Here is a 13044-nt window from a genome sequence, read left to right on the forward strand (position 1 = left end):
GTCTTACTCCTTCGCCTCGTTACGGCCCAAATGGAACGCCGTGACGGCTGCGGCGAGCAGCAGCATCGAGGCGAGTTCGACCACCAGCAGGTACGGGCCGAACAGGCTGATGCCCACGGCTTTCGCGTCTACGGTGGTGTGGCCGATGGCCTGGCCGCTCTGGTGAGCGAACAGCACATACAGCAGTTCGGCCAGCAGCAGCGCGGCGAGGATCACCGGTCCTGCCCAGATGCCGGGCTTGAGCCAGGTGCGTTCCTGCTGCACCGAGGCGGGACCCAGGTTGAGCATCATCACCACGAACACGAACAGCACCATGATGGCACCGGCGTAGGCGATCACTTCCAGCACACCGGCGAACGGCGCGCCGAGGGCGAAGAATGTCATGGCCACGGCAATCAACGAGATGATCAGGTAGAGCAGGGCGTGCACAGGGTTGGTGTTGGTGACCACACGCAGCGTGGACACCACAGCAATACCCGATGCGAAATAGAAAGCGAATTCCATCGTTCTTCCTTAAGGCAGCAAGCTCTTCACGTTGATCGGTTCGGCTTCGTTCTGCGCAGCGCCTTTCGGCTTGCCAGCGATTGCCATACCTGCAACACGATAGAAGTTGTAATCAGGGTTTTTGCCGGGGCCGGAGATCAGCAGATCTTCTTTCTCGTACACCAGGTCCTGACGTTTGAACTCGGCCATCTCGAAATCCGGGGTCAGCTGGATCGCGGTGGTCGGGCAGGCTTCCTCGCAGAGACCGCAGAAAATGCAGCGCGAGAAGTTGATCCGGAAGAAGTCCGGGTACCAGCGACCGTCTTCGGTTTCAGCTTTCTGCAGCGAGATGCAACCCACCGGGCAGGCCACGGCGCACAGGTTGCAGGCTACGCAGCGTTCTTCGCCATCGGGGTCGCGGGTCAGGACGATGCGGCCACGGTAGCGCGGCGGCAGATAGACCTGCTCTTCGGGGTATTGCAGGGTGTCGCGTTTGCGAAAGCCATGGCCGAAGACCATGACCAGGCTGCGCAACTGGGTACCGGTACCCTTAACGATGTCGCCAATATATTTGAACATGGGTCAAATCCTCACTGAACCGCAACCGCAGGCGTGTTCAACAACACAACCGCAGCGGTCACCAGCAAATTGATCAGGGTCAGTGGCAGGCAGAATTTCCAGCTGAAATCCATCACCTGGTCATAACGCGGACGCGGGATGGAAGCGCGCAGCAGGATGAACAGCATGATGAAGAACGCGGTCTTCAGTGCGAACCAGACGAAGGACAGTTGCGGCAGGATGCCGAACGGACCGTGCCAGCCACCGAAGAACAGGGTGACCAGCAGCGCCGAGATCAGGATGATGCCGATGTATTCACCGACGAAGAACATGCCCCATTTCATACCGGCGTATTCAATGTGGTAACCGTCGGCCAGTTCCTGTTCCGCTTCCGGCTGGTCGAACGGGTGACGGTGAGTCACGGCGACGCCAGCGATGAAGAAGGTACAGAAGCCGAAGAACTGCGGAATGATGAACCACAGGTTCTGCGCCTGGTACTCGACGATGTCGCGCATGTTGAACGAGCCGACCTGCACCACGATGCCCATCAGGGCCAGGCCCATGAACACTTCGTAGGACACGGTCTGCGCCGAGGCACGCAAGCTGCCGAGCAGGGCGAACTTGTTGTTGCTCGACCAGCCGGCGAACAGCACCGCGTACACCGACAGACCGGCCATGGCGAAGAAGAACAGCAGGCCGATGTTCAGATCCGCCACGCCCCAGGTCGGGGTGATCGGGATGATCGCGAAGGCGATCAGCAGGGCGGACATGGCCACCACCGGCGCCAAAGTGAAGATCACCTTGTCGGCAAACGGCGGGGTCCAGTCTTCCTTGAAGAACATCTTCAGCATGTCGGCGGCGATCTGGAACATGCCGAACGGGCCAACGCGGTTCGGACCGTAACGGTCCTGCCACCAGCCCAGCAGGCGACGTTCGACAAAGCTGAGCAAGGCGCCCGCGACCACCACGGCCAGCAGGATCACGATGGCTTTGATGACCGTCAGGATCACATCGATCACTTCAGGGGTGAACCAGGTCATTGCGCTGCCTCCTGCAGACCGTCGACGGATACGCCGGCGAATGCCGGTGGAATGCCGGCGATGCCCGCAGGCAATGCCACCAGACCGGCGCCCAGTTCTTCATTGATGCGCAGCGGCAGACGCAGGGTCTGGCCGGCAACGTTCAGGCTCAGCAGAGCACCGTCGTTGACGCCGAGGCGATCCGCTTCGGATTTCGCCAGAGCCACGTACGGAGCCGGAATGCGCTCTTGCACCGGCGCGGCTTTCGAAGAATTTTCTTCGCTGCCGAACAGGTGATAGAACGGCACGGCCTGCCAAGTGCCCGGCGCCGGATTGAATGCGCGCGGAGCAGCAGCGAACCAGTTCAGCGAGTCGCCAGTGCTTTCGATCAGGCGCGTGCCCGGATCGCCAGCGCGCAGATGACCACCGACTTCGTCCTGGAACTTGTTCCACGCTTGTGGCGAGTTCCAGCCCGGCGACCAGGCGAATGGCACCTGCTGACGCGGTTCGGCGGAGCCCGAGTAACCTTCCATGGAGAAGGCGAACGCGGTGTCCTGGTCTTGCGGGGTGCGTGGTTCGTGAACGCTGATGTCGGCGCGCATCGCGGTGCGACCGGAGTAACGCAGCGGCTCACGGGCCAGTTTCAGACCCTTGATGCGGAACGCAGCGGAAGGTGCAGCATCGACGATACGTGCCAGTTGCGCGGTGCTCGAGGCAACGGCAGCGGTGACGTGGTCGAGTTGCGTCCAGTCGATCGGCTGGTTCAGCAGGGTCGCGCGCAGGGCGTGCAGCCAGCGCCAGCCTTCGTGCACCAGAATGCTCGCGTCCATGTATTGCGGATCGAAAACCTGGAAGAAGCGCTGGGCGCGGCCTTCCTGGCTGACCAGCGTACCGTCGCCCTCGGCGAAGCTCGCCGCTGGCAGAACCAGGTGCGCGCGATCGGTGGTGGCGGTTTTCTGATGGTCGGCAACGATCACCACTTTCGCGGCGTTCAATGCGGCATCGACCTTGGCTTTGGCGGTGCGGGTGTACAGATCGTTTTCCAGCACGACGATCGCGTCGGCCTTGCCATCGATGACCGCTTGCAGCGCGTCGTCGACCGACTCGCCACCGAGCATGGCCAGACCGAGGCTGTTGGCCTCCGGCACGATCAGGCTGATCGAACCGTTCTTCTCGCGCAGCTTCAGGGCCTTGGCGATGTTCGCGGCGGCTTCGATCAAGGCTTTGGAGCCCAGCGAAGTACCGGCGATGATCAGCGGACGCTTGGCGGCGAGCAGGGCATCGGCGATACGCTGCGCCAGTTCCAGGGCTTCGGTGTCCAGACCTTCAACGGCCGGCGCGCTGGCATCCAGCGCGTGAGCCACGGCGAAACCGATGCGTGCCAGGTCGTCGGGAGCTGCGTGTACGCATTCTTCGGCAACGTCGTCGAGCTTGGTTTCGGCGAGGCTGGCGATAAACAGCGGGTTCAGCGCGTGCTGACCGATGTTCTTCACCGCCGCGTCGAGCCAAGGCTGGACGCGCATGGCTTCGGCCATGTCTTCAGCCTTGCCCTTGACCGACTGACGCAGAGCCAGCGCCATGCGCGCAGCGGTCTGGGTCAGGTCTTCACCGAGGACGAAAATCGCGTCGTGGTCTTCGATATCGCGCATGTTCGGCACTGGCAGCGGGCTGTCGTTCAGCACCTGAAGGACCAGACGAATGCGCTCCAGCTCGGAGGCTTCGATACCCGAATAGAAGTGCTCGGCGCCTACCAGTTCGCGCAACGCGTAGTTGCTCTCGAGGCTGGCGCGCGGCGAACCGATGCCGACGATGTTGCGTCCGCGCAGCAGGTCGGCGGCTTTGTCCAGCGCAGCGTCGAGGCTGAGCTTGGTGCCATCGGCCAGCAGCGGCTGACGTGGGCGGTCGGTGCGGTTGACGTAGCCATAACCGAAACGGCCACGGTCGCAGAGGAAATACTGGTTCACCGAACCGTTGAAACGGTTTTCGATGCGACGCAGTTCACCGTAACGCTCGCCCGGGGAAATGTTGCAACCGCTCGAGCAGCCATGGCAGATGCTCGGGGCGAACTGCATGTCCCACTTGCGGTTGTAGCGCTCGGAGTGAGTCTTGTCGGTGAACACACCGGTCGGGCAGACCTCGGTGAGGTTGCCGGAGAACTCGCTCTCGAGGGTGCCGTCTTCAACGCGACCGAAGTACACGTTGTCGTGGGCGCCGAACACACCGAGGTCAGTGCCGCCAGCGTAGTCCTTGTAGAAACGCACGCAGCGGTAGCAGGCGATGCAGCGGTTCATTTCGTGGGAAATGAACGGGCCGAGTTGCTGGTTCTGGTGGGTGCGTTTGCTGAAGCGATAACGGCGCTCGTTGTGGCCGGTCATCACTGTCATGTCTTGCAGGTGGCAGTGACCGCCTTCCTCGCACACCGGGCAGTCGTGCGGGTGGTTGGTCATCAGCCATTCGACAACGCTGGCGCGGAACGCCTTGGATTCTTCATCGTCGATGGAGATCCAGGTGTTGTCGGTGGCGGGCGTCATGCAGGACATGACGATGCGACCACGGGTGTCGTTCTCGTCGGTGTACTGCTTGACCGCGCACTGGCGGCAGGCCCCGACGCTACCAAGCGCGGGATGCCAGCAGAAATATGGAATGTCGAGGCCCAGCGACAGACATGCCTGTAACAGGTTGTCTGCCCCGTCGACTTCGAGCGCTTTGCCGTCTACGTGGATAGTGGCCATGGTTCAAAGGTCTTCGTTGGCCCGGTGTCAGCGGGCGTGGCTAATGGAATCTTGTTATGCGTCCGAATCCAAACAGCCCCGGAGGGCGTCATCGGACGAAAGGCGAAGGGCACGGACCCTTCGCCTTTTTAAGCGTTTAAGCGCCGACTACGATCGGCCTTGCCAGAGGCGGGACGGCGGCGCTGACAGGCGCAATACCGGCTTCGAACTCTGGACGGAAGTATTTGATGGCGCTGCCCAGCGGCTCCACGGCACCCGGTGCGTGAGCACAGAAGGTCTTGCCCGGGCCGAGGAAACCGACCAGACCCAGCAGGGTCTCGATGTCGCCCGGCTGGCCCTTGCCCTGTTCGATGGCCATCAGGAGCTTGACGCTCCATGGCAGACCATCGCGGCACGGGGTGCAGAAACCGCAGGATTCGCGAGCGAAGAACTGCTCCATGTTGCGCAGCAGCGAGACCATGTTGACGCTGTCATCCACCGCCATCGCCAGACCGGTACCCATCCGGGTGCCGACCTTGGCTATACCGCCGGCATACATTTGTGCGTCGAGGTGCTCGGGCAGGAGGAAACCGGTACCGGCGCCGCCTGGCTGCCAGGCCTTGAGCTTGAAGCCGTCGCGCATGCCGCCGGCGTAATCTTCGAACAGTTCACGACCGGTGACGCCGAATGGCAGTTCCCACAGGCCCGGGTTCTTGACCTTGCCGGAGAAGCCCATGAGCTTGGTGCCCATGTCTTCGGAACCTTCGCGGGCCAACGATTTGTACCAGTCAACGCCGTCGGCAATGATCGCCGGCACGTTGCACAGGGTTTCGACGTTGTTCACGCAGGTCGGCTTGCCCCACACGCCGACGGCGGCAGGGAAGGGCGGCTTGGAGCGCGGGTTGGCGCGGCGGCCTTCGAGGGAGTTGATCAGTGCGGTTTCTTCACCGCAGATGTAACGCCCGGCGCCGGTGTGGACGAACAGCTCGAAATCGAAACCCGAACCGAGAATGTTCTTGCCCAGCAGGCCGGCCGCCTTGGCTTCTTCCACGGCACGGTTGAGGTGCTTGGCGGCGGTGGTGTATTCGCCGCGCAGGAAGATGTAGCCACGGTAGGTTTTCAGCGCGCGGGCACTGATCAGCATGCCTTCGATCAGCAGATGGGGCAGTTGCTCCATCAGCATGCGGTCTTTCCAGGTGTTCGGCTCCATTTCATCCGCGTTGCACAGCAGGTAGCGGATGTTGATGGATTCGTCCTTGGGCATCAGGCCCCACTTCACGCCAGTGGGGAAGCCGGCACCGCCGCGACCCTTGAGGCCAGCGTCTTTGACGGTCTGGACGATGGCGTCCTGATCCATCTCGGCGAAGGCTTTGCGTGCAGCGGCGTAACCGTTCTTGGCCTGGTACTCGTCAAGCCACACGGCTTCGCCGTCATCGCGCAGACGCCAGGTCAGCGGGTGTGTCTCGGCCGAACGCTGGATGCGGTTGGCTGGACCAAAAGATGTCAGGGTCATACGTAGCCCTCGAGCAGTTTGGCCACGCCAGCAGGCTGCACGTCGCCAAAGGTGTCGTCGTCGATCATCAGCGCCGGTGCCTTGTCGCAGTTGCCGAGGCAGCAGACAGGCAGCAGGGTGAAACGACCGTCGGCGGTGGTCTGACCCAGGCCGATGCCCAGATTGTTCTGGATTTCGCTGACCACCGACTCGTGGCCGCCGATGTAGCAGACCATGCTGTCGCAGACGCGAATGATGTGGCGGCCGACCGGCTGACGGAAGATCTGGCTGTAGAACGTCGCCACGCCTTCAACGTCGCTGGCCGGGATGCCGAGGATCTCGCCGATCGCGTAGAGGGCGCCATCCGGCACCCAGCCGCGTTCCTTCTGAACGATCTTCAGGGCTTCGATCGACGCCGCGCGCGGGTCTTCGTAGTGATGCAGCTCGTGCTCGATGGCCGAGCGCTCGGTTTCACTCAAGGTGAAACGGTCTGTCTGGATAAGCGTGCTGTTCATGCTTAGCGGTCCACGTCGGCCATAACGAAGTCGATACTACCCAGGTACGCAATCAAGTCCGCGACCATGCTGCCTTTGATCACCGAAGGGATCTGTTGCAGATGCGGGAAGCTCGGAGTACGGATCCGGGTACGGTAGCTCATGGTGCCGCCGTCGCTCGTCAGGTAATAACTGTTGATGCCCTTGGTCGCTTCGATCATCTGGAAGGATTCGTTGGCCGGCATGACCGGGCCCCACGAAACCTGCAGGAAGTGCGTGATCAGGGTTTCGATGTGCTGCAGCGTGCGCTCTTTCGGCGGCGGCGTGGTCAGCGGGTGATCCGCCTTGTACGGGCCTTCCGGCATGTTGCGCATGCATTGATCGATGATCTTGATGCTCTGGCGCATCTCTTCGACGCGGACCATGCAGCGGTCATAGGCATCGCCGTTGACGGCCAGTGGCACTTCGAATTCAAAGTTCTCGTAGCCCGAGTACGGACGCGCTTTGCGCAGGTCGAAATCGCAACCGGTCGAACGCAGGCCGGCACCGGTGACGCCCCATTCCAGGGCCTCTTTGGTGTTGTAGGCAGCGACGCCGACAGTACGCCCCTTGAGGATGCTGTTCTGCAGGGCGGCCTTGGTGTATTCGTCCAGACGCTTGGGCATCCACTCGACGAAATCCTTGACCAGTTTTTCCCAGCCGCGCGGCAGGTCGTGGGCGACGCCACCGATGCGGTACCAGGCCGGGTGCAGACGGAAACCGGTGATCGCCTCGATCACCGTGTACGCCTTCTGGCGGTCGGTGAAAGTGAAGAACACCGGGGTCATGGCGCCGACGTCCTGGATGTAGGTACCGAGGAACAGCAGGTGGCTGGTGATCCGGAAGAATTCGGCCATCATGATGCGGATGACATCGACCTTCTGCGGCACTTTGATGCCGGCGAGCTTCTCGACCGAGAGCACGTACGGCAGGTTGTTCATCACGCCGCCGAGGTAGTCGATACGGTCGGTGTACGGAATGTAGCTGTGCCAGGACTGACGCTCGCCCATCTTCTCGGCGCCACGGTGGTGGTATCCGATGTCCGGGACGCAGTCGACGATCTCTTCACCGTCCAGCTGCAGGATGATGCGGAACGCACCGTGCGCCGAAGGGTGGTTCGGGCCGAGGTTGAGGAACATGTAGTCCTCGTTGGCACCGGAACGCTTCATGCCCCAGTCTTCCGGACGGAAGCGCGCGGCTTCCTCTTCCAGCTGCTGTTTGGCGAGGTTGAGGCTGAACGGATCGAATTCGGTGGCGCGCGCCGGGAAGTCCTTGCGCAGCGGGTGACCTTCCCAGGTCGGCGGCATCATGATGCGCGACAGGTGCGGGTGGCCTTTGAAGTCGATGCCGAACATGTCCCAGACTTCGCGCTCGTACCAGTTGGCGTTGGGCCAGATGCTGGTGACGGAAGGCATGCTGAGGTCGCCTTCGGACAAGGCCACCTTGATCATCACGTCACTATTACGCTCCAGCGACATGAGGTGATAGAACACGGTGAAATCGGCGCCGGTCGGCAGCCCTTGACGCTTGGTGCGCAGACGCTCGTCCACGCCGTGCAGGTCATAGAGCATGACGTACGGCTTGGGCAGGTTGCGCAGGAAAGTCAGGACTTCAACCAGTCTGGCACGGGCCACCCACAGCACCGGCATGCCGGTGCGGGTTGCCTGCGCGGTGAACGCTTCGGCGCCAAAACGGTTGTTCAGTTCGACGACCACATCCTGGTCGTCTGCCTTGTAAGGCGGGATGTACAGAGCACTGCCTGTAGTCATGGTTATTTTTTCGCTTTCGGTCAACGTAAAGAATGAAGCCAGCTTCTCGTTACTTGGAACAGAACTGGATCAGACTTCGTCAGGGCTGCGCAGATTGGTGACTGCGATTCGCTGTTCGCGGCGCTGTTCCTTCTGCGATGGCATGTCGGCGCGATACACGCCTTGATCACCAACGACCCAGGAAAGCGGACGACGCTCCTGTCCAATCGATTCCTGCAACAGCATCAAGCCTTGCAGAAATGCTTCCGGACGGGGCGGGCAGCCAGGTACGTAGACGTCCACGGGCAAGAACTTGTCCACCCCTTGAACCACGGAGTAGATGTCGTACATGCCGCCGGAGTTGGCGCACGAACCCATGGAGATAACCCATTTCGGTTCGAGCATTTGCTCGTAGAGACGCTGAATGATCGGCGCCATCTTGATGAAGCAGGTACCGGCGATAACCATGAAGTCGGCCTGACGCGGCGAGGCCCGGATGACTTCGGCGCCAAAGCGCGCGATGTCGTGGGGCGCCGTGAAGGCGGTGGTCATTTCCACGTAGCAGCACGACAGGCCGAAGTTGTACGGCCACAGGGAGTTCTTACGTCCCCAGTTGACCGCGCCGCTCAGCACGTCTTCCAGCTTGCCCATGAAAATGTTTTTGTGAACTTGATCTTCTAACGGATCGGCAACGGTTTCCCGCTGGCCAATCGGATACTGCTCGTTAGGAGCATCGGGGTCGATCCTGGTGAGATTGTATTGCATTGCCAAAGCCTCATTGTTTCAGCTTCGCCTGCCGCTTGCGACGAGCTTCCGGAGCCCAGTCAAGGGCGCCCACTCGGAACAGGTAGACAAGACCTGCCAACAGAATTGCTATGAAAACGAGAGCTTCGACGAATCCGGTCCAGCCGCTTTCGCGGACGGACACAGACCATGCAAAGAGAAAGAGGGCTTCGATATCGAAGATCACGAACAGCATCGCGACCAGATAGAATTTGGCTGAGAGCCGCAAGCGGGCGCCACCGGTAGGTAGCATGCCCGACTCGAACGGTTCGTTTTTGCTGCGACCCCAGGCTTTTGACCCGAGGAGGCTGGAGACGCCAAGCATGAAGGCACACAGGCCGACGACACCCAGAAGGAAAATGGCAAAGCCCCAGTTGTGGGCCATGAGTCCTGTCGCTTCGGGCATGCTGGTAATCCTTAACAGAGAGCAAAGGTCTCTGAGCTTGATAAGAAATAAGGCAGTGACGATATGTCGCAGCAATCAATCGGGCTGATTTTATGGCTAAACACCCGGCAAGTAAAATTCCAAAGGCGAAATTATTTACCGGATTAAGGACATAGCGTCTCCTGAAGGCGCTGCGGCCCATGCGTTGCGGGCATTAGCCGGGTTTCCGTCAATTATGTTTTGTAGGCTTTGTAACGAACATAGTTGCCGCTAAATGATAATTGATATCGTTTGGCGTGGTTTTGTAACTGTTTAATGAGTGAGTGGCTGGGAAGTTGTCTTACTTGCGCGTTACTGCAAGTAGCGAAGCCTACCGTTTTAACGGAAATTTCTGACGCTTGTAGCGCTTCAGATCAATGTTTCGTCTCGCGGCTGACGGTAGCCCGTGGGAGCGAGCCTGCTCGCGAAAGCGGTGGATCAGCCTCCAGATGTGCAAGCTGACTTATCGCCTTCGCGAGCAGGCTCGCTCCCACAGGAAATTTATGGGGGCTTTGAGATTCCAACAGGCAAAAAAACGCCCCGATCCAGTCGGGGCGTCAGTCTTGCGGCTTTGCGGTTAGCTTTTTATTCGATCCGCAAAGGCCGTTTGCTCAGGTGAAGCCGAATCAGTGGAACTGTTCTTCTTCGGTCGAACCGGTCAGCGCGGTCACCGAGGACGAGCCGCCCTGGATCACGGTGGTCATGTCGTCGAAGTAGCCAGTGCCCACTTCCTGCTGGTGCGCAACGAAGGTGTAACCCTTGGCGGCGTCAGCGAATTCCTGCTCTTGCAGTTTCACGTAGGCAGTCATGTCGTTGCGGGCGTAGTCGTGCGCCAGGTTGAACATGCTGTGCCACATGTTGTGAATGCCGGCCAGGGTGATGAACTGGTGCTTGTAGCCCATGGCGGACAGTTCGCGCTGGAACTTGGCGATGGTCGCGTCGTCCAGGTTCTTCTTCCAGTTGAAGGAAGGCGAGCAGTTGTACGACAGCAGCTGGTCCGGGTATTCCTTCTTGATTGCTTCAGCGAAGCGACGGGCTTCTTCCAGATCCGGCTTGGCGGTTTCGCACCAGATCAGGTCGGCGTACGGAGCGTAAGCCAGGCCACGGGCGATCGCTTGATCCAGGCCGGCACGTACCTTGTAGAAACCTTCCTGAGTACGCTCGCCGGTCACGAATGGCTGATCGTACGGGTCGCAGTCGGAAGTCAGCAGGTCAGCCGCGTTGGCGTCGGTGCGGGCCAGAATGATGGTCGGCGTGCCGGCAACGTCAGCTGCCAGACGGGCAGCGGTCAGCTTCTGTACGGCTTCCTGGGTTGGCACCAGAACCTTGCCGCCCATGTGGCCGCATTTCTTCACCGAAGCCAGTTGGTCTTCGAAGTGAACGCCGGCGGCGCCTGCTTCGATCATGCTCTTCATCAGCTCGTAGGCGTTGAGTACGCCGCCGAAGCCGGCTTCAGCGTCGGCCACGATTGGCGCGAAGTAGTCGATGTAGCCTTCATCGCCCGGATTCTTGCCGGCTTTCCACTGGATCTGGTCAGCACGACGGAACGAGTTGTTGATGCGCTTGACCACGGTCGGTACCGAGTCAACCGGGTACAGCGACTGATCCGGGTACATCGATTCGGCGGAGTTGTTGTCCGCAGCCACCTGCCAGCCGGACAGGTAGATCGCCTGGATACCGGCCTTGACCTGCTGAACAGCCTGGCCGCCGGTCAGGGCGCCCATGCAGTTGACGAAATCTTTCTCTGGACGGAAGGACGGCTTGGCACCCTGGGTAACCAGGTTCCACAGCTTCTCGGCGCCCATCTTCGCGAAGGTGTGCTCAGGCTGAACCGAGCCACGCAGGCGGACCACGTCAGCAGCGGAGTAAGTGCGAGTCACGCCTTTCCAGCGCGGGTTCTCGGCCCAGTCTTTTTCGAGGGCTGCAATTTGCTGTTCGCGTGTCAGTGCCATGGAGATAAACCTCGTCGCGTCTTTTATGAAAAGTTGTTCTGCGGTGGAAAATTCCTGCGCTCGCTGACCAGAAGCTTAGGTGGTCAAGTCGGATTCGGCGGGGTAGGCGACGGGATGAACGATGGGCTCGAGGGGAAGTGAGCAGGTAGTGGCGCGGTGCGGGCGCATTCCGGCGTCGTGGGCCTTTATACGGTCTGCAGCGTGAAGCCGGGTTACCTAAATACGCTTCCGTCCCTCGGGACAACTTCGTTCCAGTCGGCAACCTCGTCAAACACACCTTGTGGGCGGTACAGACACGAAACGGTTCGCGGGATAGGTGCGAACGGCGCTTCGAAGGCCCTTGCCAGGGCCTCTGATTAGCGGGAGCGAGGCCATCATGCCTTCGCTTTTTGGCCTCGTCAAACGTTTTGTAGTGCTTTTTTAAGGCACTACATCTTTCGTCTAATACGACTAATCAGTCAGTTTTCGGTGCTTTAGTCCAGTGTGTCGACTTTCACCCGCAAGGTCATGTCATCCCGGCCTTGAGTCGAGTAGCTGCGGGTAAGCCCCTGTTTATCGGCCTGAGTCTGGCTATTGACGCCGGCGAGAGTGATCCACTCACCGAGGCGCCCGGTGACGGTTGTGTCGGTACTTTGCACGTTCACTACATCGGGACGTTCCTGGCTCATGCGGTCACGGTTGGTACTGATCGCCAGATGAACGGTCTCGCCGGTGACGCTGGCGGTGACGTAGAAACCCTGGGTGACGTTGCGGTATTGGGTCTCGCTGCTGTAACCGCCGTAGGAGTCGCTCTGGGTGTTGGTGATCGGCACGCTCTGGCCAACCTGAATCAGCGCCGGAGTGCCTTCACTGGTCTGCACTTGCTGAACGCCGCCATTGCGGCTGGTGGTGCTGCGGCTGATGATCCGGGTCTGGTTCGGCTGGGCGCCGTTGACCGCATAACCTTCGTCGCCACGGCCATTGTTTTCGTTGGTGTCGACGGTGATCAGTAAGCGCTTCGGTGCGGTATCGAGTTGCGCCAGCAGATCTTTCAGTTCCTGTATCTTGCCCGGCTCGGCTTTGACGATCAGCTGATTGCCGTAAGCGCTGACCTGACCGTCCTGGCCGATGAAGTCCTGCGCCACCGGCAGCATGTCGGCGCTGGTGTGGTATTTGAGGGGGACGATTTCTGTGGCTGCCAGCACCGAAAAACTGCAGCCGAGCAGCAGGGTGGTGAGCAGGGTGCGTAGGGACATGTCCGTTATCTCCGCGTTCGAAAGGCTTGATATTGCCAGTTTGTCGGCCCGGGGTGGGGCAAGTTGAATCGTAGACAGCAAAACGCCCCGGCATCCGAAAATGGCG

Annotated in this window: 11 protein-coding genes; all 11 read right to left on the reverse strand. The window is 60.4% G+C overall.

Translation table 11 applies throughout. From position 1 onward, the window contains the following. Positions 1–3 precede the first annotated feature (3 nt). Positions 4–504 (reverse strand): NADH-quinone oxidoreductase subunit J, encoded by a 501-nt coding sequence (gene nuoJ / locus ACZZ0K_RS07365; RefSeq protein ID WP_007951462.1) that lies wholly within the window; start codon positions 502–504, stop codon positions 4–6. A gap of 9 nt (positions 505–513) precedes the next feature. Further along, entirely contained in the window at positions 514–1062 is a 549-nt protein-coding gene (nuoI, locus tag ACZZ0K_RS07370) for an NADH-quinone oxidoreductase subunit NuoI (protein ID WP_016775283.1), read from the reverse strand. Between the two features lie 11 nt (positions 1063–1073). After that, the gene (nuoH, locus tag ACZZ0K_RS07375; RefSeq protein WP_039763316.1) at positions 1074–2081 is read right to left on the reverse strand and encodes an NADH-quinone oxidoreductase subunit NuoH; all 1008 of its coding nucleotides are present in this window, start codon (positions 2079–2081) and stop codon (positions 1074–1076) included. Further along, positions 2078–4792 (reverse strand): NADH-quinone oxidoreductase subunit NuoG, encoded by a 2715-nt coding sequence (gene nuoG, locus ACZZ0K_RS07380; protein WP_150741145.1) that lies wholly within the window; start codon positions 4790–4792, stop codon positions 2078–2080. The genes nuoH and nuoG overlap by 4 nt, the downstream gene beginning before the upstream one ends. Before the next feature lie 136 nt (positions 4793–4928). Continuing rightward, positions 4929–6284, reverse strand: a complete 1356-nt coding sequence (gene nuoF / locus ACZZ0K_RS07385; protein ID WP_024013417.1) for an NADH-quinone oxidoreductase subunit NuoF — start codon at positions 6282–6284, stop codon at positions 4929–4931. Then, entirely contained in the window at positions 6281–6778 is a 498-nt protein-coding gene (gene nuoE, locus ACZZ0K_RS07390; protein WP_003223804.1) for an NADH-quinone oxidoreductase subunit NuoE, read from the reverse strand. The genes nuoF and nuoE overlap by 4 nt, the downstream gene beginning before the upstream one ends. 2 nt (positions 6779–6780) lie before the next feature. Beyond that, entirely contained in the window at positions 6781–8565 is a 1785-nt protein-coding gene (gene nuoC / locus ACZZ0K_RS07395) for an NADH-quinone oxidoreductase subunit C/D (RefSeq protein WP_056788887.1), read from the reverse strand. A gap of 69 nt (positions 8566–8634) precedes the next feature. Then, complete coding sequence (locus ACZZ0K_RS07400) at positions 8635–9309, reverse strand: NuoB/complex I 20 kDa subunit family protein (RefSeq protein WP_016775278.1); 675 nt, start codon at positions 9307–9309, stop codon at positions 8635–8637. A gap of 10 nt (positions 9310–9319) precedes the next feature. Beyond that, positions 9320–9733 (reverse strand): NADH-quinone oxidoreductase subunit A, encoded by a 414-nt coding sequence (locus ACZZ0K_RS07405; RefSeq protein ID WP_003223812.1) that lies wholly within the window; start codon positions 9731–9733, stop codon positions 9320–9322. 644 nt (positions 9734–10377) lie between these two features. Then, the gene (gene aceA / locus ACZZ0K_RS07410; RefSeq protein ID WP_003223815.1) at positions 10378–11703 is read right to left on the reverse strand and encodes an isocitrate lyase; all 1326 of its coding nucleotides are present in this window, start codon (positions 11701–11703) and stop codon (positions 10378–10380) included. 473 nt (positions 11704–12176) lie between these two features. Then, the gene (locus tag ACZZ0K_RS07415) at positions 12177–12938 is read right to left on the reverse strand and encodes a secretin N-terminal domain-containing protein (RefSeq protein ID WP_056788890.1); all 762 of its coding nucleotides are present in this window, start codon (positions 12936–12938) and stop codon (positions 12177–12179) included. Positions 12939–13044 lie beyond the last annotated feature (106 nt).

Source organism: Pseudomonas sp. AC255 (assembly GCF_979258175.1).